Annotated in this window: 23 protein-coding genes; 20 read left to right on the forward strand and 3 right to left on the reverse strand. The window is 45.3% G+C overall.

Going from position 1 to position 23226, the window contains the following annotated elements; translation table 11 throughout:
• Window positions 1-189 precede the first annotated feature (189 nt).
• Window positions 190-819, forward strand: coding sequence for a FlgO family outer membrane protein (locus SPEA_RS06985; protein ID WP_012154586.1), 630 nt, complete (start codon window positions 190-192; stop codon window positions 817-819).
• Entirely contained in the window at window positions 820-1266 is a 447-nt protein-coding gene (locus SPEA_RS06990; RefSeq protein WP_012154587.1) for an LPP20 family lipoprotein, read from the forward strand.
• Between the two features lie 387 nt (window positions 1267-1653).
• Here SPEA_RS06990 and SPEA_RS06995 read toward each other — a convergent pair whose 3' ends face one another.
• The 3 genes from SPEA_RS06995 to flgA all read right to left on the reverse strand — a co-directional run bounded on the left by SPEA_RS06995 (window position 1654) and on the right by flgA (window position 3364).
• A complete protein-coding gene (locus tag SPEA_RS06995) occupies window positions 1654-2079 on the reverse strand; it encodes a flagella synthesis protein FlgN (RefSeq protein WP_012154588.1) in 426 nt (141 codons plus the stop codon).
• Between the two features lie 96 nt (window positions 2080-2175).
• On the reverse strand, window positions 2176-2493 hold the full coding sequence (flgM, locus tag SPEA_RS07000; protein ID WP_012154589.1) for a flagellar biosynthesis anti-sigma factor FlgM: 318 nt from the start codon (window positions 2491-2493) through the stop codon (window positions 2176-2178).
• A gap of 97 nt (window positions 2494-2590) precedes the next feature.
• A complete protein-coding gene (gene flgA, locus SPEA_RS07005; protein ID WP_012154590.1) occupies window positions 2591-3364 on the reverse strand; it encodes a flagellar basal body P-ring formation chaperone FlgA in 774 nt (257 codons plus the stop codon).
• 210 nt (window positions 3365-3574) lie between these two features.
• Between flgA and SPEA_RS07010 the strand changes: the two genes are divergently transcribed.
• The 18 genes from SPEA_RS07010 (at window position 3575) to SPEA_RS07100 (ending at window position 23224) form a co-directional block, all read left to right on the forward strand.
• Window positions 3575-4495 (forward strand): chemotaxis protein CheV, encoded by a 921-nt coding sequence (locus tag SPEA_RS07010; protein WP_012154591.1) that lies wholly within the window; start codon window positions 3575-3577, stop codon window positions 4493-4495.
• Window positions 4496-4634: 139 nt separating this feature from the next.
• Window positions 4635-5468 (forward strand): CheR family methyltransferase, encoded by an 834-nt coding sequence (locus SPEA_RS07015; protein ID WP_012154592.1) that lies wholly within the window; start codon window positions 4635-4637, stop codon window positions 5466-5468.
• A gap of 165 nt (window positions 5469-5633) precedes the next feature.
• The gene (gene flgB, locus SPEA_RS07020; protein WP_012154593.1) at window positions 5634-6032 is read left to right on the forward strand and encodes a flagellar basal body rod protein FlgB; all 399 of its coding nucleotides are present in this window, start codon (window positions 5634-5636) and stop codon (window positions 6030-6032) included.
• A gap of 2 nt (window positions 6033-6034) precedes the next feature.
• Window positions 6035-6451, forward strand: a complete 417-nt coding sequence (gene flgC / locus SPEA_RS07025) for a flagellar basal body rod protein FlgC (RefSeq protein ID WP_012154594.1) — start codon at window positions 6035-6037, stop codon at window positions 6449-6451.
• Between the two features lie 25 nt (window positions 6452-6476).
• Window positions 6477-7289 (forward strand): flagellar hook assembly protein FlgD, encoded by an 813-nt coding sequence (gene flgD / locus SPEA_RS07030; protein WP_012154595.1) that lies wholly within the window; start codon window positions 6477-6479, stop codon window positions 7287-7289.
• 85 nt (window positions 7290-7374) lie between these two features.
• Window positions 7375-8736 (forward strand): flagellar hook protein FlgE, encoded by a 1362-nt coding sequence (gene flgE / locus SPEA_RS07035; RefSeq protein ID WP_012154596.1) that lies wholly within the window; start codon window positions 7375-7377, stop codon window positions 8734-8736.
• A 656-nt stretch (window positions 8737-9392) separates the two neighbouring features.
• A complete protein-coding gene (flgF, locus tag SPEA_RS07040; protein WP_012154597.1) occupies window positions 9393-10136 on the forward strand; it encodes a flagellar basal-body rod protein FlgF in 744 nt (247 codons plus the stop codon).
• Window positions 10137-10146: 10 nt separating this feature from the next.
• Complete coding sequence (gene flgG / locus SPEA_RS07045) at window positions 10147-10935, forward strand: flagellar basal-body rod protein FlgG (RefSeq protein ID WP_012154598.1); 789 nt, start codon at window positions 10147-10149, stop codon at window positions 10933-10935.
• Window positions 10936-10957: 22 nt separating this feature from the next.
• Window positions 10958-11632 carry a flagellar basal body L-ring protein FlgH gene (gene flgH, locus SPEA_RS07050; protein WP_041410871.1) on the forward strand — a complete coding sequence of 225 codons (675 nt, stop codon included), beginning with the start codon at window positions 10958-10960 and terminating at the stop codon, window positions 11630-11632.
• Between the two features lie 42 nt (window positions 11633-11674).
• On the forward strand, window positions 11675-12766 hold the full coding sequence (locus SPEA_RS07055; RefSeq protein WP_041411330.1) for a flagellar basal body P-ring protein FlgI: 1092 nt from the start codon (window positions 11675-11677) through the stop codon (window positions 12764-12766).
• A 28-nt stretch (window positions 12767-12794) separates the two neighbouring features.
• Entirely contained in the window at window positions 12795-13886 is a 1092-nt protein-coding gene (gene flgJ, locus SPEA_RS07060; protein ID WP_012154601.1) for a flagellar assembly peptidoglycan hydrolase FlgJ, read from the forward strand.
• Window positions 13887-13929: 43 nt separating this feature from the next.
• Entirely contained in the window at window positions 13930-15852 is a 1923-nt protein-coding gene (flgK, locus tag SPEA_RS07065; protein ID WP_012154602.1) for a flagellar hook-associated protein FlgK, read from the forward strand.
• 84 nt (window positions 15853-15936) lie between these two features.
• Window positions 15937-17139: a flagellar hook-associated protein FlgL gene (gene flgL, locus SPEA_RS07070; protein ID WP_012154603.1), complete on the forward strand. Its 1203-nt coding sequence runs from the start codon at window positions 15937-15939 to the stop codon at window positions 17137-17139.
• 306 nt (window positions 17140-17445) lie between these two features.
• A complete protein-coding gene (locus tag SPEA_RS07075) occupies window positions 17446-18630 on the forward strand; it encodes a flagellin (protein WP_012154604.1) in 1185 nt (394 codons plus the stop codon).
• A gap of 746 nt (window positions 18631-19376) precedes the next feature.
• Window positions 19377-20558: a flagellin gene (locus SPEA_RS07085; RefSeq protein WP_012154605.1), complete on the forward strand. Its 1182-nt coding sequence runs from the start codon at window positions 19377-19379 to the stop codon at window positions 20556-20558.
• Window positions 20559-20782: 224 nt separating this feature from the next.
• The gene (locus SPEA_RS22385; protein ID WP_083766707.1) at window positions 20783-21244 is read left to right on the forward strand and encodes a flagellar protein FlaG; all 462 of its coding nucleotides are present in this window, start codon (window positions 20783-20785) and stop codon (window positions 21242-21244) included.
• A gap of 94 nt (window positions 21245-21338) precedes the next feature.
• Window positions 21339-22700, forward strand: a complete 1362-nt coding sequence (fliD, locus tag SPEA_RS07095; RefSeq protein ID WP_012154607.1) for a flagellar filament capping protein FliD — start codon at window positions 21339-21341, stop codon at window positions 22698-22700.
• Between the two features lie 146 nt (window positions 22701-22846).
• Window positions 22847-23224, forward strand: a complete 378-nt coding sequence (locus SPEA_RS07100) for a hypothetical protein (protein ID WP_012154608.1) — start codon at window positions 22847-22849, stop codon at window positions 23222-23224.
• Window positions 23225-23226: the final 2 nt, after the last annotated feature.

Genomic DNA, 23226 nt, shown 5'->3' on the forward strand with positions numbered 1-23226 from the left:
GATTTCTTAAGGTGAAAAGCGATAAAGTTATTAGCTTATTTGCCGATAAGAGTTAATAGCACTCACTTTGCCAATAAATCTTGTGTCAAAAACGGGCCGAGATAAAGCTTGAGATTGAGATTTAGCTCGATACTGAGATTTAGACTGAGATTAACCGCGGCTATGACAGCCCATCAGGAAGATTAAAAAATGTATAAACTAATCATTTTTTTACCTATGTTATTTGCTTTAGGCTGCGCAAGCACCGAAGCCGATAATCAGGCTGAACTACAGATGGCTAACGGCCATGGCTTGCCGCATACTGAGGCGATCAATCACTTATCGCAGCAGATGGTCAATGAGTTGGTGCGTCAAAACGATGGGCTACGTCCAGACCAACCTTTACTAGTTACCACGCCTGTGTTGCTGTCAGATATGAAGTCGACCAATGCGTTAGGGCTGCAGTTTCAGCAAGGCCTGATTGCTAGCTTGCATGACCATCAGTTTAATCTTGTTGATATCAATGTGAGCGACACACTTAAGGTAACTCAGTCAGGGGAATTTATATTGACTCGAGATTGGCAGCAGTTGCCGGTAGATGTTCCAATTGAAAATGTGGTCGTGTCGACCATGAGCTTATCGACTCAAGGTGTCGCCTTAAATAGCCGTATCGTTAATATCAGCAATAACCGCGTGATATCGGCGGCGCAGGGTTTTATTAATGCGAGTGCAATGCCTGGCTACATCAGCCATTCTGAAAAAGTCGTTTCACAAAATGGCTTACTCTATAGGGATGCACAAGCTGGTCAGCACACAGTTCAATTAGTAGGGGATAAATAGATGAAGGCCGTTATCTTATTTGCTGCGTTAGCACTTAGCGCATGCTCTGCGCAAGACAGGTATGTGCAATACGAAACCGAGGCTCCTAGCTCTTTCCCTAAATTGACTGCCATAGGTTATGCACCACTGGATACTCAGCCAGCAACAGAGCAATCCCAGCGGGTATTAATGGCAATGCAGGCATCAAAGATTGCCGCTTACCGTGAACTTGCTGAGCAGGTCTATGGTCAGCAACTTAGCGCTACTAGCCAGGTTCGAGATTGGATGTTGGCGGCGGATGAAATTCAGGCATCAGTGTCAGGTGTGATCCGCGGTGCTAAGGTCGTGAAGAGTTATCCCGCAGGCGAGCACTATGTGACAGAGCTTGAGCTGGATTTCGAACAGGTGTGGGCGCTGTATCAGCAGCAAAATCGCTCACAAAGAGTCAAAGAGATTACGTATTTTTAAGGCTGAGAAGGGCGCTTCGCTTCTAGGAGCTAGGGCGTTCGCAGGCTCACTTTTTGATTCTAGGACGTTCGCTGGCTCACTTCGAGGACCTAGGGCGGACTTCGTCCTTCTAGGTTCTAGGAAAAGCACAAGAAAAGACAAACGCTGCGCTGACGGTATAAGCTAAGAAGAGTCTAGGACGCTTCGCTTCTAGGACCTAGGAAAAGCACAAGAAAAGTCAAAAGCTTGCATTGGTTTTATTTATGCAATTGCTTTGATATTTATGCTTTCCTAGCACCTTCTTTATCTTTAACCTAGGATCTAGAAGTCGCAACGCGACGCCCTCGAAGTGACATTCAATTGAGACAAAGTCACGTCCTCGCAGCGCAGCGTCCTTGTTTTAAACATTTAAGCTTTTAAATTATTACCTAGAGTGGAGATACTTGAGGTTTTGCCTTTACCGTCATAGGTTAGGCTAGAGGAGTTTCTGCTGACTTGCAGTGCCTGCGAGAATCGATTTAAGCTGGCTAAACTTAATTCAATCAAGGATTCATTTTCGGCATTGAGCTGTTGGCATTCGGCTAATAATTGCTTGGTATTAGCTACTTGCTGCGATAGCTCTGGGTCGGTCTTTAACAAGGCTAGATCGGGCTGCTGTGCAATTATCTCATCATTTTGTTTAAGACTCGCCAATAGATTTGCCTTAGTGCTAGCTAACGACAATAAAACATCGGCCTGCTGTGCGTGCAAAGCCTGTTTCTCTTGGCTGATCAATTCTTTTAGCTCGGTCAGCACTTGGTGTTGTGAGCTAATGAGTTGAGATAAATTAGTCATAATGGCCTGTCTATTTTGAGTCAAACGTGTTGGTTACTTTTTATTTTGTAGAGCCCAGTGACCGCGACGTTGTAAACGAAAGCTGGAACACAGGGCTTAACTTAAATCTTTAAGATCATTCTCAAAGCTAGCGATGTTAGTTGCCAGTTTTTCAGGATCGATTTTATAACGACCTTCAGCTATTGCCGCTTTGATTGCATCTACTTTCTTTTGATCGATTTCAGGCATGTCAGCCATCTTAGTCTGTACGTTTTGGATTTGCTGAGCCTGCGCCGTAATCGACACTGAATCAGTTTTCTGTGCGCTTTGAGCCGGCGCCGACGGTGCGGTTTGAGCCGGTGCACCTTTCGCATTCATACCCATGCCAATACGAGTATTGGCATGGGTATTTACTTGTTTAATATCAATAGCCATTTTGAGATCCAACAGTTAATAAAGAGAGTTTATTACACATGCTATCGGCAGCATGACTCAATACTTTAGGATTTTTTCATTCATACACTCTTACATTTTACATTCTTACTTCGACTTGGCCAACGCCAGTGACACGTGCATCGAGTTTTTTATGTGAATGACTATTTTTAATCCGAATTTTATCGCCAACGTTACCATCATGCAGTGCTTCACCGACGGTTTTAATCTCAAAATTTTCAGAACGTGCATATATCGATACACTGTCGCCCTTGCAAACGATACAGAGTTGATTAGCAAAAATAGGCTGTCCCGGTGCGACACGTCTTTTTAGTCTTGCACCTACAACTTGAGATATCTCCTCAAATTGCTGACCGCGAAGATTGCTCTGCTCGATATATTCGATCTCAATATCACCGCGAGCGAGCAAGTCTCCGGGGCCCATGGTCGACTTTGCCACAACGATGGGATAGAGGATATCGACTCGAACCGAGAGAAAAATCTGCCATGGGTAGCTTAAATCAGGGCTGTTACAGCTAATTCTAACGGTATTGTTACGGCGGATAGCGCGGTCACTGGCTATCTCTGCTTTAATTGGCAGGTAACAATTAGGTAAATTGACTCGGGTATCTAGACTTTGCGGAGTGATATTTATCCGAGCTTTTTCAGGAGCCTCTATTTTTTGTTCTACTGCGGCTATAGCTAATCGAGATATGGTCGATATAGAAGGAATACTGGCAGGTTCAGCTGCAAGTGCTAGAGTTGGCATCACAAGTATGATGAAAAACGAGCCAATAAAAGCTTTTATAATGAATGCAGTAGCTTGATTCGCTAGAATGCGCGTATATTTGGGGATGTGTTGGACCGCAGTCATCTCTATCCTTTTGCATCGGTGGGCGTCATTAGTTTGACTGAAATTGCTTTGTTTAACTCAGATATGCCTTAGTTAAGCAAGTAGTATGCCTAAAAAGGAAAGATGTATGGAATTGATCGGTAGAGACCTGAATTCAGTATTTATTTGCGCAGTTCTTTTAATTTTAATTAGATATAAGCCTATGAGATGTAGGTACAAGGCAAAAAATTTATGTCGACTATTCTTGAATCAGTAAACAAACGGACCCAATTGGTAGGTCAGAATCGATTGGAGTTATTGTTATTTAAACTAAATGGACGTCAACGATTCGGAATTAACGTGTTTAAAGTTAAAGAGGTATTGCAGTGTCCTCCATTAACTACTCTGCCTAAGTTGAACTCAAAAGTACGCGGTATCGCCCATGTACGTGGTATGACAATTTCGGTGATTGATTTGAGTGCTGCAACAGGTGGGCGTCCAATAGAGGATGTTAGTAACTGTTTCATTATCATCTCCGAGTATAATCGCAGCGTACAAGGCTTTTTGGTGAGTTCGGTTGAGCGTATCATCAACATGAACTGGGAAGCCATTATGCCGCCGCCTCAAGGGGCTGGGAAATACTCTTATCTTACTGCGGTGACAGAGATTGATAATGAACTAGTTGAAATTTTAGACGTTGAGAAAATTCTCGATGAGATCTCGCCTGTTAATACTGAAACCAGTAAAGAACTGAATGATGCTTTAACCCTTGATACGAATCAGCACTACCATATTATGGTTATTGATGATTCTTCGGTGGCACGTAAACAGATAATTAGGGCGTTGACTTCGCTGGATCTACAAATCGATACCGCAAAAGATGGCAAAGAGGCGTTAGAAAAGCTCAGAGCCATAGCAGTGGGATGTGAAGATGTTTCAACGGAAATTCCTTTGATTATTTCAGACATTGAGATGCCAGAGATGGACGGTTATACCTTAACGGCTGAGATCCGAGATGACCCTAAGCTTAAGAATATCAAAGTGGTATTACACACTTCACTCAGTGGCGTGTTTAATCAGGCTATGGTGCAAAAAGTCGGTGCAAATGATTTTATCGCGAAATTTAATCCCGATGAGTTAGCGGCTGCGGTGAACAAGCACTTAAGTCTTTAGTAGGGGAATTTAGCGAAGTCGGAAACATCTCTTGCTTGTGTTTCCTTTGCTGCTAAGGTATAACGCTGCGTTCGTTTTTTGGCTGTATTTAACCTTGTTGGGTCGAAGCGGTTTGTTTTATTGATATTAGGATAATAGAGTGTCAAATAAGTCTCTTGCAGAGAATGAGTACAAGCAATTTAGATTATTCCTAGAGCAGCACAGCGGTATCGTGCTGGGAGAGAACAAGCTGTATTTGGTGCGAAGCCGATTAGCGCCTCTAATGGGTAAGTATAACTTGCCCTCCTTATCAGAAGTGGTAAAGCAGTCGATGAAGCCGACAGAGCGTCAGTTGCGCACTGAGGTTATCGATGCCATGACCACAAACGAAACATTATGGTTTCGAGACCGTTATCCTTTCGAGTTGTTATCGAACACTATATTACCGACATTCAGCCGTTTAGGGCGTCCGGTAAAGATCTGGTCGGCTGCTTGTTCATCAGGGCAAGAGCCATATTCTTTGGCGATGACCATCTTAGAGCACCAACAACGTAAGCCTGGGAGTTTGCCGGGTAATGCCAGTATTTTGGCAACCGATCTGTCACCATCTATGCTAGAACGTTGTAAAGGTGCTGAGTATGATAATCTCGCTTTAGGCAGAGGCTTGTCAGACGAACGTAAGCGTCAGTTTTTTGATACTTTGCCTTCGGGTAACATGGTGGTTAAAGATAACGTTAAGCGTTTGGTTAACTTCCGAGCGCATAACTTACTCGAGAGTTATACCTTACTCGGCAAGTTCGATATTATTTTTTGCCGCAATGTATTGATCTATTTCTCTCCTGAGGCAAAGCGGAAAATACTGCGGCAATTTGCTGCCGCATTAAATCCTAACGGCATTCTGTTTCTTGGCGCATCTGAGTCTATAGCTGGCTTGTCCGATGAATTTGATATGATCCGTTGTAATCCTGGGATCTATTATCAGAAGCGAGTTTAATCTCGGCCTGAACAGCACTCTGTAAAGCAAACGCGTCTCTCTAGACGCGTTTTTTGTTTCTGACTAAACCTACTTGAACTCATTCTCTCCATAAACTTCTATTTATTATATTAATTTGGCATAACTATTGCTTTATTTCAGCCATAGAGCTGAGGAGGCAATTTTATGGCGATTAGTTTTGATAAAGCGTTAGGAGTTCACCAACACACTTTGGGCGTTCGTTCCCAACGTGCAGAGATCCTATCTTCAAATATTGCTAACGCCGATACGCCTGGCTACAAGGCTCGCGATGTTGATTTTTCAAAAGCAATGAACGCGGCCCAATCTCAGCAAACAGGTTTAGCTATGGCGAAAAGTGACAGTAAGCACTTCGATATGGCGGCGTTAACTCAGCAGCATTTAGGCTATAGAGTGCCAAATCAGCCAGATACCGGTGACGGTAACACTGTCGATATTCAGCAAGAGCAGTCTGCATTTATGCAAAATGCGCTTGAATATCAGATGTCACTGGGTTTTCTAGACAGTAAGTTCTCTGGTATGAAAAAAGCGATTAGAGGCGATTAATTATGAGCTTATTTAATATTTTCAATGTTGCAGGGTCTGGAATGTCGGCTCAGTCGGTCAGACTCAATACCACTGCCAGTAACATAGCTAACGCCGATTCAGTATCGAGCAGTGTTGGAGAGACCTACCGCGCTCGTCATCCAATCTTTGAAGCCGAAATGAGTAAAGCGCAGCAGCATCAAAGCGCTGCGCAATCGGTGGCAGTTAAAGGGATTGTAGAAAGTGACTTACCCCTAAATAAAGAGTTTTCGCCAGATCACCCAATGGCGGACACCGACGGCTTTATCTATAAGCCAAATGTCAATGTGATGGAAGAGATGGCGAATATGATCTCAGCCTCTCGTTCTTATCAAATGAATGTTCAAGTCACTGAAGCCGCTAAATCTATGCTTCAGCAGACACTTAGAATAGGCAAATAAACTCAGTGAAAGCTGGAGGTAAATTTTGAGCCTTATTAATCCGCTAACCGCAACGCAGACGGCGCCGAGTCAGACTCCGCAGGCGAATGCTATTTCGCCGCAAACAGCTGCTACAGCGACCCAGAGTTCGACTGCATCGGCAACGAACACTGAACAGACATCCACAGGGAATCCATTTCTTGATGGCTTACGTCTGCCAGAAGAAAATCCTATTCCTGAACCTAATAGTCAGGAGTTGACCCAAGAGGATTTCTTTTCGCTGTTAAGCCAACAGTTGTCTATGCAAGATCCGTTTAAGCCTGTTGAAAATGATCAGATGATCCAGCAGATGGCTTCTTTTTCAACCGTAGATGGGATCAGCAAGCTCAATGAAGAGATTATTAATCTCAATGCATTAACCAGTTCGAGTCAGGCGTTACAGGCATCAGGTCTTGTTGGCCAAAAGGTGCTGATCCCGTCTGACACCGCACATATATCGGCTGAAGATCCGAGTATGAAGGGCATCATAAGTACGCCAGAGCCTATTGAATCTGTCATTGTTCGTATTGAGGACGAAAAAGGTCAGCTCATCACAACTTACAATGTGGATGGCAGTGCTGGTGGCAATATCGATGTGAGCTGGGATGGTTTAGATAAGAACGGTGAGCCTGTTGCGGAGGGGAACTATACCTTCAAAGCCAGCGGCAAGGTAGGTGGTACAAGCGAAGAGCTACCTGTATCGACTTATGCTCATGTTACTAGTGTTTCACTTGGAACCGCAGCTACGGGCGCTATTTTAAATTTACGTGGTGTCGGCGGTATTAAGATCAGCGATGTACTAGCTGTATCTGAAACCTAAACTAGAACTCATTTTGCGAGATATTTGCGCTCAATATGAGCAGCAAACGTCTTGAAATAGAATTAAACAAGGATTGAGGTGAATCATGTCATTTAACATTGCATTGAGCGGTATATCGTCTGCACAAAAAGACCTAAATACAACGGCAAACAACATCGCTAACGTTAACACCACAGGCTTTAAAGAATCTCGTGCTGAATTTGCTGATGTTTATGCGAGTTCTATATTTGCCAATAGTAAAACCACTGTGGGCGGCGGCGTGGCAACCAGTCAAGTCGCTCAGCAGTTTCATCAAGGCAGCATGCAGTTTACCAATAACTCGCTCGACATGGCGATTAATGGTGGTGGCTTCTTCGTGACTTCATCTGAAGTAGGTTCGCAAGATCACTCATTTACTCGTGCAGGTGCATTTAAGTTTGACTCAAACAACTATATCGTTGATTCTGCAGGTAACTTCTTACAGACCTTCCCGGTAGATAAAGATGGAAATTCTACATCTGTAAGTTTAACTACCACTAAGCCTGTACAAATTCCAGATACCGCAGGTAGCCCGGTTAAGACAGATCAAGTCGGTATTCAGATGAACCTCAACGCGGGTGAGTCTACATTGGATCCTGCTGCTTTCGATCCCGATGATCCTGAGACCTTTAACAACTCAACATCGGTGACCATATACGACTCTCTCGGCGAGCCACATATTCTTACCTCTTACTTCGTACGACCACCTAATGCAGCCCATATAGGTGAGAGTAACTGGGTAGCGTTTTATGCCGTGGACGGTAAGCCTGTTGATTTGGACCCAGCTGCTGGTGAGTATGATATCGATACCGATGGCGATGGCGCAGTTGATGGACAAGCAAGTGCTGAGAACGCGGCGGGTTGGAAAGGCGCTGCAGTTTCTTTCAATGACACTGGGGCGTATACAGGTAGTAATCCAGCCGTTATCACTACTGAAGCCCTTGGTGTTGGCGGCGCTAACGTATTAGGCCCAGGTGCAGACGGTAGCCAGACGCTAACGCTTGATTTCAATAATCCAACTCAGTATGCATCGCCATTTGAGGTCACGGAGTTGAATCAAAATGGTACAACAGTTGGCCGTTTGACCAACGTTGAAGTCGGCGCAGATGGTCTGATTAACGCAAGCTACAGTAACGGCTCTACGGTACCTCTAGCACGCGTTGCTTTGGTAAGCTTTGCTAACGAGCAGGGGTTGTCTCAGGCGGGTAACACCTCTTGGAAAGCCAGCTTAGATTCGGGCCCAGCACTAGCGGGTGAAGCGAACAGTGGTACCTTTGGTAGCATTCGCTCATCGGCGCTTGAGCAGTCAAACGTTGATTTGACTACCGAGTTAGTCGACTTGATCTCGGCGCAGCGTAACTTCCAGGCGAACTCAAGAACCCTAGAAGTGAATAACACGCTACAACAGACAGTGTTGCAAATTCGATAAGCGTTAAAAGCTAAGAAGGGCGGACTCCGTCCTTCTAGGTCGCTTCGCTTCTAGGACGTTCGCAGGCTCACTGCGAGGTCCTAGGAAAAGCACAATCAAATGCAAAGGCTGAGATGAACGCTTCGCTCACGGAAGACAGAACGTTCGCAGGCTTACTCTCAGAACGCTGCGCTGACGGTATAAGCGAAGAAGAATCTAGAACGCTTCGCTTCGAGGTCGCCCTTCGGGCTTCTAGGACCTAGGAAAAGCACATGCAAAGGCTGGGATGAACGCTTCGCTTACGGAAAACAGAACGCTGTGCTGACGGTGCAAGCTAAGATGATTTAAGCTGAGACGGTTAAAGCTAAGACGGTTAAAGCTAAGATCTTTCGCGAATAAGCCAGAAGCTGAGTCTTCTGGTTTTTTATTGCCTTCGTTTTAATCTTTTAAGCTTTCCGTAAGCGAAGCCACGTGCCGTAAGGCCGCTGGCCGTTCGTCTTTGCTCTTCCTAGAACCTGCTTTTCCTAGCACCTAGCGCCTTCTTTATCTTTAAGTCGCAACGCGACGCCCTCGAAGTGACGTAGTCACGTCCTAGCAGCGGAGCGCCCTTCCTTTTCTCTATCTTGGCACGATGTTTGCTATTTATTTCGTTAGACGGAAGTTTGACGGAGTATCAAGTGGACAAATTGCTCTATGTCGCGATGAGCGGCGCTAAACAAAATATGAACTCATTGGCGGTTAGTGCTAACAATTTAGCCAACGCTAATACCGATGGCTTTAAATCCTCCCTCGCTCAAGCTCGCTCAATGCAAGCATTTGGCGAAGGTTTGCCTACGCGTGTGTTCTCAATGACCGAAACTCCGTCAGCTAATTTTGCCAGTGGTCCGATAAAGACCACCGGGCGCGATTTGGATATTGCCGTAAAAGGTGATGGCTGGATTGCGGTGCAAGCCGAAAATGGCGGTGAAGCTTATACCCGCTCAGGCAGCTTGCGTTTCGATAACTCCGGTGTGCTACGTAACGACAAAGGCACGGCAGTGATGGGTGACAATGGTCCTATTGTATTGCCGCTGCCGATTGAAAAGGTCGAAATTTCTCAGGACGGTATTGTCTCAGTTCGGCCCTCTGGTGCTACAGCAGAAGTTATCGAAGAGGTGGCTCGTATTAAACTGGTCAACCCGGGTAATCAAAATTTAATGCGCGGGGAAGACGGTCTGTTCCGTTTGATGTCTGGTGAAAATGCTCCAGCCGATCCTAGCGTGGGTCTGTTAAGTGGTGCGGTTGAAGGCAGTAACGTCAATGCAGTCCATGAGATGGTATCTATGATTGACCTGCAGCGTCAGTTCGAGATGCAAGTGAAAATGATGAAAACAGCTGAAGAGAACGATCGCGCGTCCTCTTCCTTAATGCGCATAAGCTAGGAGAGATACTATGCATCCCGCTTTATGGATTAGTAAGACTGGTTTAGACGCTCAGCAAACTGATATTTCGGTAATTTCTAACAACGTGGCTAACGCCAGCACCGTAGGCTTTAAAAAGAGTCGTGCGGTTTTTGAAGACTTGCTTTATCAAAACGTTAATCAAGCAGGCGGTATTAGTGCGTCGAATACGAAACTGCCAAATGGTTTAAGTATTGGTTCGGGTACCAAAGTAGTCGCAACCCAAGAGATCTTTACTCAGGGTAACATGCTGACCACAGATAACTCGTTGGATCTATTGGTTGAAGGCCCTGGCTTTTTTGAAGTGCAACTTCCAGATGGTACCGCCGCTTATACCCGTAATGGTCAATTTAGTTTAGATGACACAGGGCAGATAGTAACTCCTGGCTCAGGCTATGTGGTGCAACCAGCAATCACAATCCCAGAAGATGCTACAAGCATTACCGTGTCTGCAGAAGGTGAAGTGTCAGTTAAAACACCGGGTAATGCAGAAAACCAGGTGGTGGGGCAGTTAGCAATATCGGATTTTATTAACCCGTCAGGACTCGATCCTATGGGGCAAAATTTGTATATGGAAACTGGCGCGAGCGGTACGCCAATCCAAGGTACCGCTTCGCTTGATGGCATGGGCGCCATTCGTCAAGGTGCACTCGAAACGTCAAATGTTAACGTGACCGAAGAGCTAGTTAACTTGATTGAAAGCCAGCGTATTTACGAGATGAACTCAAAGGTAATCTCGGCGGTTGACCAGATGTTGTCTTACGTTAACCAAAATCTTTAAGCATTTTTAAGAGGCTTTTTATATGAAGCGTTTGTGGGTTTTTATGCTGATGGCAGCCATATCAGGCTGTAACTCTACTAACGGTAAGCCGATTGCTGACGATCCTTATTACGCGCCAGTGTATCCAGAGGCGCCGCCAACAAAAATCGCAGCGACAGGCTCTATGTATCAAGATAGCCAAGCATCTAGCCTCTACTCTGACATTAAAGCACTCAAAGTCGGTGACATCATTACAGTACTGTTGATGGAGCAGACTCAGGCGAAGAAAAGTGCTAATAACGAAATTTCCAAGGGAACGGATCTATCACTTGATCCGATTTATGCTGGCGGCGGCAACGTCACCATTGGCGGTAATCCAATCGATCTTCGCTACAAAGACAGCATGAATACTAAGCGTGAATCAGATGCTGACCAAAGCAACAGCTTGTCTGGCAGTATTTCAGCTAACGTGATGCAGGTGCTAAATAACGGTAACTTGGTTATTCGAGGCGAAAAATGGATAAGCATCAACAACGGTGACGAGTTTGTTCGCATCACAGGCATTGTGCGTGCCCAAGACATTCGCCCTGATAATACGATTGACTCACAGCGAGTGGCAAATGCCCGTATTCAGTACAGTGGAACCGGTACATTTGCCGAAGTGCAAAAAGTAGGTTGGTTAGCTTCGTTCTTTATGGGTAGCTGGTGGCCATTCTAGGCCAACGTTATGGGTATGAGCCTAGGTTAAGGATTTAGGATGATGAAATTAAAATTGGTTTTGCTCTGTGCAATCTTAGCCTTGAGCGCCCCTGTGCACGCACAGCGAATTAAAGACATTGCTAACGTACAAGGCGTACGTAGTAACCAGTTAATCGGCTACGGTTTAGTGGTAGGTTTGCCGGGTACGGGTGAGAAAACCCGTTATACCGAGCAGACCTTTAAGACCATGCTGAAAAACTTCGGCATTAATCTGCCGGATAACTTCAGACCTAAGATTAAAAACATTGCGGTTGTTGCCGTGAGCGCGGAAATGCCGCCATTTATCAAACCGGGTCAAACCTTAGATGTGACGGTTTCTAGCCTAGGTGAGGCAAAAAGCCTACGTGGTGGCATGTTGTTACAGACCTTTTTAAAAGGTGTCGACGGTAATGTTTACGCGATAGCCCAAGGCAGCATGGTGGTCAGTGGTTTTAGTGCTGAAGGCATGGATGGCTCGAAGGTCGTGCAAAACACGCCAACAGTTGGGCGCATTCCAAACGGAGCCATTATTGAACGTACGGTGGCAACACCATTTTCAACTGGCGATCACTTAACCTTTAACTTACGCCGCGCCGATTTTTCTACTGCAAAGCGTTTGGCTGACTCGATTAATGATCTGTTAGGCCCAGGTATGGCAAGGCCGCTAGACGCTGCATCTGTGCAGGTCAGTGCCCCGCGAGATGTATCGCAGCGCGTGTCATTTTTGGCAACACTTGAGAATATCGAAGTTGAGCCTGCTGCAGAGTCAGCCAAAGTGATTGTTAACTCTCGAACAGGTACGATTGTCGTCGGTCAAAACGTCAAATTATTGCCAGCTGCGGTGACCCACGGTGGCTTAACAGTGACAATTGCAGAGGCGACGCAGGTTTCACAGCCTAACGCATTCGGTAATGGACAAACTGTGGTCACTACCGACAGTACAATCGATGTGGCAGAAGAAGACAGTCGCATGTTTATGTTTAACCCTGGAACCACGCTAGACGAGCTAGTTAGGGCGGTTAACTTAGTGGGTGCGGCTCCGTCAGACGTACTGGCGATACTCGAAGCGTTAAAGATGGCAGGCGCTTTGCATGGTGAATTGATAATTATCTAAATATTGTCAGTTTTATTGGAAAGGTGTCATGGAGAAGTTGTCGAACGCATCGCAATTTCTGGATCTTGGAGGCTTGGACTCATTAAGATCCAGAGCTCAAAAAGATGAAACCAGTGCATTAAAAGAAGTTGCCCAGCAATTCGAGGGGATCTTCGTGCAAATGCTGATGAAAAGCATGCGTGATGCTAATGCTGTGTTTGAGTCTGACAGCCCAATGAATAGCCAGTACACCAAGTTTTATGAGCAGATGCATGATCAGCAGATGTCGCTCAACCTTTCTGGTGAAGGCATGTTGGGCTTAGCCGATCTAATGGTGCAGCAACTTGACCCCGCTAATAGTCCGATGACTCCAGCCTCTGTGCTCCGTGGTGATATCAACGGCGGCTCTAAGGCTGCAGCATTGACCATGGATAGACCGGATATGCTGCAGATGCCGAGCTCACGTATTGCTAGCCCTGACACTATTACCGATCACGTTCCAAAAAATCAGAATAGTTTCGCTAGTAATAGCCAAGCATCAGCACCACAAGCAATTACAAGCAGTGTTCAATCACAAACATTAGATTCGGTATTGAGTGGCAAAATATTGCCGTCGGCGGCAGTCAACGCCGATAAGTCTCAGGCAAACTTTACCAGCCAAGATGAGTTCGTGGCGCGTCTATATCCCCATGCCCAAAAAGCGGCTCAAACCTTAGGTACCACACCAGAAGTATTGATTGCTCAATCGGCGCTAGAAACAGGTTGGGGCCAGAAAATGGTCAAAGGCCATCAAGGGCAGCAGAGTAATAACCTGTTTAACATTAAGGCCGACAATCGTTGGCAAGGTGAGAAAGCCTCAGTTAGCACCCTAGAATATGAGCAAGGTATTGCCGTTAAGCAGCAAGCGAATTTCAGAGTCTATGAGGATATTGGTCAAAGCTTTAATGACTTTGTTTCATTCGTTTCCAATGGTGAGCGTTATCAAGACGCGATGAAACAAGCCGCTAATCCGCAAGCCTTTATCCGATCCTTGCAAGAGGCTGGCTACGCAACCGACCCTAAATATGCCGATAAGGTTATTCAGGTGATGAAAACCATTACTCGAGACTTTAAAGATGTCTTACAAGGGGTTAAGCAATGAAGATTAGTGTTGTTCAACCACTTGAAGCAGGGAGTCAGTACGCATGTCTTTAGATTTAATGAATATAGCTCGCACAGGCGTGCTGGCCTCTCAATCGCAACTGGCGATAACCAGTAATAACATCGCTAATGCTAATACTGCAGGCTATAACCGTCAGGTGGTTTCACAGTCGGCGCTTGATTCACAGCGCATGGGCAATGACTTTTATGGTGCGGGTACCTATGTCTCTGATGTTAAACGCGTCTATAACGACTACGCCACAAGAGAGTTGCGTATTGGCTCTACTGCTGTCAGTGAGACGCAAACAACGTTTGGCAAGATGAGTGAGTTAGATCAGCTGTTCTCACAAATCGGTAAAGGGGTACCAGAAGGGCTAAACAATTTCTTTGCCAGCATGAACGCCTTATCTGATATCCCTGGTGATTTGGGAATGCGAGGTTCAATGCTGACCAGCGCTAACCAATTAGCCGACAGCATTAATCAAATGCAAGGGCACCTTGATAGCCAGATGACTCAGACCAATGACCAGATTGCCGCAGTAACGACTCGTATCAATGAGATCAGTAAAGAATTAGGCAATATCAACAGAGAGCTGATGAAGTCTCAGGGCGAAGACATGCAGCTCTTAGACAAACAAGATGCACTGATTTTAGAGCTGAGTGAGTATGCCTCTGTTAACGTAGTGCCACTCGATTCAGGAGCCAAGAGTGTGATGCTTGGCGGTTCTATGATGTTGGTATCGGGCGAAGTCTCGATGCAAATGGGCACAGTGCAAGGTGACCCTTACCCTAATGAGTTACAGATCACCGCACAGTCGGGCAATAAGAGCATGATTGTTGATGCAACCAAACTGGGAGGTCAGTTAGGTGCATTAGTTAACTACCGCGATGAAACTTTGACCCCATCGCAGATGGAGTTTGGTCAATACGCATTAGGTGTAGCCGATGCGTTTAATCAGGCGCAGGCACAAGGTTTTGACTTAAATGGTCAAGTCGGCGCCAATATCTTTACCGATATTAACGACCCATCAATGCAGATTGGCCGTGTCGGTGCACTATCGAGCAATACGGGCACTGCAAATCTAAGCGTTAATATTGACGATGTTGGCAGTTTAACTGGCAGCAGTTATGAGCTTAAGTTTACCGCTCCATCAACCTATGAGCTAAAAGATGCCGCCAGCGGCAATATTACGCCGCTGACGTTAAACGGCACTAAGCTCGAGGGCGCTGATGGCTTTAGCATCGACATCGACGCGGGGGCACTCGCCTCTGGTGACACCTTTGAGATTCGTCCAACTTCGGGGGCGGCGGCCTCAATATCGGTCGAGATGACAGACGGTAAAGGCATTGCCGCGGCGGGAACTAAAATTACTGCCGATGCGGCAAACACCGGTAATAGCCAAGTCAAGCTTGTGAGTATCGATGACAGAACGGACACCAATTTCCCGGTTACAGGTTCAGAGCTCACCTTTGAAATCGATCCTGCTGCCACGCCGCCCACATTTGAAGTGTTTGACGTTGATGGCACATCGCTTGGCGCCGCCGCAGCTTATACACCCCCGAATATCAGCGCTCATGGTTTTACCTTCGAGATTGATTCTACCGCAGCGACTGCGGAGAAGTTTACCTTCGACTTATCATTTGCTGAAGGTGATAACACTAACATGGTGAACATGGCCAAGCTCAATGAAGCTAAATTGATGAATGGTGGCAAAACAACGTTAAATGACGTGTATGAAAACACTAAGTTTGATGTGGGCAGCAAGACTAAAGCTGCTGAGGTTGCTATGGGGTCTGCTGATGCAATATACACTCAAGCCTATACCCGAGTACAAAGTGTGTCAGGGGTTAATCTTGATGAAGAGGCGGCAAACTTGATGCGTTTTCAACAGTCTTATCAGGCGTCGGCACGGATCATGACCACAGCCAATGAAATATTCAACACACTATTTAGTTCTCTGCGTTAGCACTGAAGACTTCAAGGTTTGAGATAGGATTAGGGACAGAGCTTAGGGCTTAGGGCTTAGGGCTTAAGAATAGGAATTAAGATTATGCGAATTTCAACAGCGCAAATGTTTCATCAAACTAGCAGTAATGTCTTAAAAGGTCAGTCTGCTACCAGCCAGATCTTGGAGCAGTTGGCGTCAGGAAAAAAAGTGAATACCGCTGGTGATGACCCTATCGCCGCAGCAGGGATCGATAACCTAAATCAGCAAAGCGCGTTAACCAATCAGTTTTTAAAGAATATTGATTATGCGAGTAACCGACTCGCAGTAAGTGAAAGTAAGATTGGCAGCGCCGAAACGTTAATACAAAGTATGCACGAGGGCATGCTGCGTTCGGTAAACGGCACTTTGAATGATGCCGACCGGCAAGCTATTGCCGATGAGATGCGCAGTAGTCTAGAAGAGCTGATGTCTATCGCCAACAGTAAAGATGAATCGGGTAATAGTTTGTTTGCCGGTTTTGCAACAGATACAACCCCCTTCGCCTTCGATAATAGCGGTAATGTAGTTTACAGCGGCGACTCAGGGGTTAGAGACTCCATCGTGGCATCGGGAATAACCGTAGGCAGTAATATCGCTGGAGACAGTATTTTTATGAATGCCGCCAATGCCATAGGTGATTATAGCGTCAATTATTCGGCATCTCAAACCGGCAGTTTTACAGTTGAAAGCGCCAAAGTTACAGATGCAAGTTTGCCTGTCGTCGGAGATTACACCTTTGACTTCGTCGATAATGGTGCCGGCGGATTGGATCTGAATGTGACTGATTCATCAGGCGGTGTCGACACTATTCCTAATTTTGACCCAAGCCAGCCCGTGACTGTTGACGGCATTGAATTGCAGTTTAAGGGGACACCAGTTGCCGGGGATACTTTTTCAATGTCGCCAGAAACTCAATCAAACATCTTTGACACCTTAAATAGTGCGATCTCTCTGCTTGAAGATGGCGCAAAGCTGAATAGCCCTCAAGGCCAGTCTGAAATGGCACAGTTATTAAATAATGTAACTAGCGGTCAAGAACAGATGGCAATGAGCCGCAGTGTCGCAGGTAATAGTCTCAAAAGCTTAGAGAGCTATACCGATACCCATAAAGAAGAGCAGTTGGTTAACCAATCAGCGCTATCACTACTGGAAGACCTCGATTACGCCGAAGCGATTACCGAGTTTGAAAAACAGCAATTAGCGTTGAATGCCGTTTCGAGTGTGTTTAGCAAGGTGGGCTCGACTTCACTGTTTGACTATATCTGACTTGGTTTTTTTCGATTTTTTAACAAAGTTGGCACGAAAAAAGCATTAAAACATTAAAGGGTTTGTCTATTTAAAATATTTGACACCCGCAGCTTAAATTTAACTTTAGCTGCTTGTTGATTGCTGCAGTGCTCCGTGCTTAACGCAGACTCATAGCGTATAAGTGCACTGCGTTAAATGCACAGGGCTTAATGATGAGACAAGGGAGTCGAAATCATTTTAAACAGCAGTAATCGAAAAATTTTACTATTAACAATTTTAGCCAAGTATCTAGTCTTGGCGACAAACTAAGAAGAGGATTACAACATGGCTATTAGCGTTAATACTAACGTCACATCGATGAGAGCACAGAACAACCTAAACAGTGCTAACTCAAGCACGCAAACATCGATGGAACGTTTATCATCGGGTCTGCGAATTAATAGCGCCAAAGATGATGCTGCAGGGCTGCAGATCTCTAACCGTATGACCAGCCAAATTAACGGCATCGGCGTTGCAATGCGTAACGCTAACGACGGAATCTCTATTGCACAGACAGCTGAAGGTGCGATGCAAGAGTCGACTAACATCTTACAGCGTATGCGTGACCTGTCTTTACAATCGGCTAACGGTTCTAACTCCGCGGATGATCGCGCTGCGATGCAAAAAGAGATGACCTCACTGCAGGCGGAATTGACTCGTATCTCTGATACCACCTCTTTCGGTGGCCAGAAGTTACTCAATGGTGATTATGGTACGCAGAACTTCCAGGTGGGAGCTAACGCCAATGAGACTATTTCATTAACACTATCAGATATTTCAGCCGATCAACTTGGTTCATCTGGTCAATCGGTAGATGGTGCGCTAACTGCAGCGGAAATTACTGCAACTGTTGCAGGTGGTACGGGAAGTGGTGAGATTTCATTCTCTTATACGCCTTTGGATGGCTCCGCTGAAACACTAACCGCCGATCTAACGGGTGTGACTGATGCGGATGGCATGGCTGCAGCAATTAATACAGCCCTAGCAGGAGCAAGTATTAGTACAGGTGTCATAGCATCTTCTGATGGTACAGATGTGACTTTTGGTGGCATAGGTAACAATGGCGATGTGCTAACGTTAACAAGAAAAATCGACGATGGTACGACTACGGCTCCGGCAACAGCTTTTGCGTTAGGCGGAGATGATTCACAAGTTATTTCGGTTGATGATATCGACTTAACCACTGAAGCTGGCGCTCAAAGTGCAATATCAACGATTGATGCGGCGATCATACAAATTGATAGTCAACGTGCCGACTTAGGTGCGGTGCAAAACCGTATGAGCTTTACCATCAACAACTTGAGCAATATTCAATCAAATGTTACTGATGCCCGAAGCCGAATTCAAGATGTGGACTTCGCAAAAGAAACTGCCGAGCTGACTAAACAGCAAATTCTGTCACAAACCTCTTCTGCCATGCTTGCACAGGCGAACCAGTTACCGCAAACAGCCTTATCACTGCTTGGTTAAAGCAGGCCGGTTAAGGCAAAGATGGTTTAAAAACGGCTAAAAGACGAACGGCCTGCGGCCTTACGGATGACGGAACGCTGCGCTTACGCAAAGCAGGTCAAGAGCGTCACAGGAAAAGCAACAGCAAGACCCAAGTGGGCCTAGCTGTTGCTTTTTTATTTGCATGGCAACAGCCCATTCCTAGCTTTTATCTCTTAACACCTCACACCTTAGCTGACTTAATCTTGTCACTGCCTTTCTTCGCTTTCACGGAGGACACGGAGAAGTGCGTAGAGCAAAAGATTGAAACTGCTTTGTTATTTGGCTTTGCTGTTGCTTGTCTTGTTATTGCTTTTCTCCGTGTAGCGCAGCGCTTTCACGAAGGGCACGAAGTAGAGCAGAAGAGATGGTCATTCTATTGCTTTTCTTAGTCGGAGGGCCAGTAGCCTTTGCTTGTATGGCTGGGCGGAGCCCACTATAGCCGTGGCGAAGCCGCGTCCTAGCAGCGAAGCGCTCTAGCGTCTGGTTACTCAAGCTTGCGTGGGTAACTGATTGTTTGTGTTTGGTTTAATTCTGTTGAAGTAGTCTCTTTCGTTAAAAAAACAACTAAATTCAAAAAAAAGTCTAAAGCTTAAACCTCCTCTGCCGTTATATGTATTGTAACCAAGATGATTCGCCTGACTTTACCAAGACAGGCATTAATTAAAGCACTGTAATTAAACAATTGTTTTTAGTGCAGTCTAAAGTAAGGTAAGAGGGAATTAATAATGGCTATTTCAGTAAATACTAACGTTACTTCAATGCGAGCACAGGGCAACCTAAACAGTGCTAACTCAAGTGTTCAAACCTCAATGGAGCGTTTGTCTTCGGGTCTGCGTATTAACAGTGCAAAAGACGATGCTGCAGGTCTGCAAATCTCTAACCGTATGACCAGCCAAATTAACGGTATCGGTGTCGCTATGCGTAACGCTAACGACGGTATCTCTATCGCGCAAACTGCTGAAGGTGCGATGCAAGAATCGACTAACATCCTGCAGCGTATGCGTGATCTTTCTCTACAGTCGGCTAACGGCTCAAACTCTGCTGATGACCGCGCGGCGATGCAGAAAGAGATTACATCACTTAATGCTGAATTGACCCGTATCTCGGATACCACTTCATTCGGTGGCCAGAAATTACTCGATGGTAACTATGGCACCCAGAACTTTCAGGTCGGTGCTAATGCCAATGAGACCATCTCATTAACACTATCAGATATTTCTGCTGATCAACTCGGTTCATCTGGTCAATCGGTAGATGGTGCGCTAACTGCAGCGGAAATTACTGCAACTGTTGCAGGTGGTACGGGAAGTGGTGAAATTTCATTCTCTTATACGCCTTTGGATGGCTCCGCTGAAACACTAACCGCCGATCTAACGGGTGTGACTGATGCGGATGGCATGGCTGCAGCAATTAATACAGCCCTAGCAGGAGCAAGTATTAGTACAGGTGTAGTAGCATCTTCTGATGGTACAGATGTGACTTTTGGTGGCATAGGTAACAATGGCGATGTGCTAACGTTAACAAGAAAAATCGACGATGGTACGACTACGGCTCCGGCAACAGCTTTTGCGTTAGGCGGAGATGATTCACAAGTTAATTCGGTTAATGATATCGACCTAACCACAGAAGCTGGTTCGCAAAGCGCAATATCGACTATCGATGCGGCTATTTCACAAATCGATAGCCAACGTGCCGACTTAGGTGCGGTACAAAACCGTATGAACTTCACCATTAACAACTTGAGCAACATTCAGTCTAACGTGTCAGATGCACGTAGCCGTATTCAAGATGTCGATTTTGCCAAAGAAACTGCCGAGCTGACTAAGCAGCAGATTCTGTCGCAAACTTCATCTGCGATGCTGGCTCAGGCTAACCAGTTACCACAAGCTGCATTATCACTGTTATAAGACTTATTAAGTCAAAATCAGCGATGAGTAAGGCTAACAGGTTTAGCTAATTGGATAATAAGGGGAGAGGCGGTAACGTCTCTCCCCTTGCTGTTTAAAATCAGTGATAACGGTACGCTTTTTAGTGTAAAAGTATAACGTCATATTGACTGAGAGACGATTAGCAACTTGTGCACGACTCACTAAAAATGGATAGCAACAGGAGTGATGAAATGGAACTTAACATGACTGCTAGTCTTGCGCCTGTGTCAAATGATGGGGCTCAGGAACAAATTAAAAGCTTGAATCAAGCCATGCTAAAAGCAGAGCCAAGCTCTGAACAACGTGGGCTAGCGATAGATACTAATAGTGCAGGGCTATCGCAGGTCACAGACAAAATCAGTATGCTTGAAAACAGCAAAATTACAGATGAAAATGCTCAACTTAATAAGCTTGAGCCTGTCAATCAGTCTCCCGAAGAGATGGAGGAGGTTGCAAGCAAATTATCTGACCTGATGGCTATGCTGCGTAAGGGATTATCTTTTTCGGTCGATGAATCGCTCGGAAAGCAAGTGATCAGTGTGCTCGATATCGACACTGGGGAGTTAATAAGACAGATCCCAAATGAAGAAGCATTAGAGTTGGCAATAAAATTGCAAGAGAAAATGGCAGAAATGGATGGTTTATTGATGTCGACAGAAGTATAACTGGGCGCTTTGTAATAAATTAACTATTACAGACTCTATTTCTAGTTTATGAAGTATTAGATTGATATTTGGCTAATCACTTAATGAGGTTTTTATGGGATTAACATCGGTTGGTATTGGTTCTGGAATGGATATCAATGGCATTGTGTCGGCGCTAGTGGGAGCCGAAAACGATCCAAAGGTTGCCAAGTTTGATGCTGATGAAGGCAAGATTAACGCGCAGATATCGGGTATTGGCTCACTAAAGAGTGCATTGACTGAATTTCAAGACAGTTTAGAGAAGTTAACCGACCCAGATACTTTTATTGCACGTAAGGTCGAGCTGTCTAATAAAGACTTTATTAGTGCGACCGCAGACGAAACCGCTGTTTCCGGTAGTTATAAAATTGAAGTTGAGCAGTTAGCCGAAAGTCAAAAGATTGGCTCTGCTGCCGTGGCTGATGCTACAGCGGCATTAGGAGAGGGGTCGTTAACTTTTGGTGTTGATGGCAAAGACTTTACCGTTGCTGTTGAAGCGGGGGATTCACTTGAAACAGTGATGAAAAAAATCAACGATGCGGAAGATAACGTTGGTGTGACAGCAACCATCATTAACGGTGATAATGGCCCTCAACTGGTAATGACGTCAGATAAAACGGGTACTGCTAATAACATTACCGTTGCCGCAACCGACACCGATGGTGGTACAGGCTTAGCAAAGACCTTTACTATGACCGAACTTAGCGCGGCAAAAGATGCGGTGTTGTATGTAGATGGCTTGAAGGTGACATCAGCTAGCAATGAAGTCGAGAACGTGATTACCGGGGTTAGTTTAACCCTCAAAGATGAAGATTTATCTAAAAGCACTACGCTAACGATCTCACCCGATACGGATTCTGTAAAGAAGAGCGTGGAGGGTTTTGTTGAGGCTTACAATGCCTTGATGGGAACAGTGTCTGATCTGTCTAGTTATGATGCTGAAACAGAGCAAGCTGGAATTTTGCAAGGCGACTCGATGATCCGCAGTCTTCAGAGCCAGTTGCGTGGTGTGTTATCCAGTAGTTTTGATACCTCAGAAGGTACGACCATGCTGGCTAATATAGGCATAAAGACCACTCAGCAAGGTACACTTGAGATTGATGAGGATATTTTAGATAAAGCGCTAAACTCTGATATGTCGCAAATTCGAGAAATGTTTAGCGCAGAAGATACAGGTTTAGCGGCGAGATTAGACGGATTGGCCGAAACCTACGTACAATCTGGGGGCACGTTAGATAGTCGTGATGAAACTTTAGATAACCAGATATCACGACTCACTGATAGCCGAGAGCTATTCGCTCGGAAAATGGCTGCATACGAAACTCGACTGTTTAATCAGTTTAATGCCATGGACTTGATGGTCGCTAGTCTGAATCAGCAATCTAGCGATTTGTTCAATCGTCTCGATTCTCTGCCAGGTATGGTGCCGCAAAATTAGTTACTTTGACTTACTTATTTTATAGCCTTGCTTTGACTGTTTTTGTCACTGCAGGCTTTTGCTTGATAACATCAGAATGAGTAAAAGGCGTTAGTAATGGCAGCACCAGCCTTGCTATTCATCCCCCTCAATAAGAGAGCTGCTAGATGTCAAATTCACAGATAAACGCACAGACAAGCTCACAGTTAAGCACGGAAGCATTGGCCATCGAGTTAGCAAAACTGGATGAGGCTTTATCACAATTGCTAGGTAGGTTAGAAAATACTCTGTTTGAAGACGACGAAAGTGACACCTTGGTATCTAAATTGCAAGATGCTATTGGTGCCCGTCAAATTTTGATTGCTCAGCTAGTGAATGATGATCAGATCCAAGATAGGTCTTATCTACAACAGCTTGCACAGAGCACTAAAAACTTTGAAGTTCGAGCACGTAACGTTCTTGCCGATAGGGAAGCTTTGTTAGGGGCGCTTCGCAAGGGCAGACGACAAACAAATCTTTACAAGACAATAGATTCGAATAGGTAGGT

The sequence above is a fragment of the Shewanella pealeana ATCC 700345 genome, assembly GCF_000018285.1.
GTDB classification, from domain to species: domain Bacteria; phylum Pseudomonadota; class Gammaproteobacteria; order Enterobacterales; family Shewanellaceae; genus Shewanella; species Shewanella pealeana.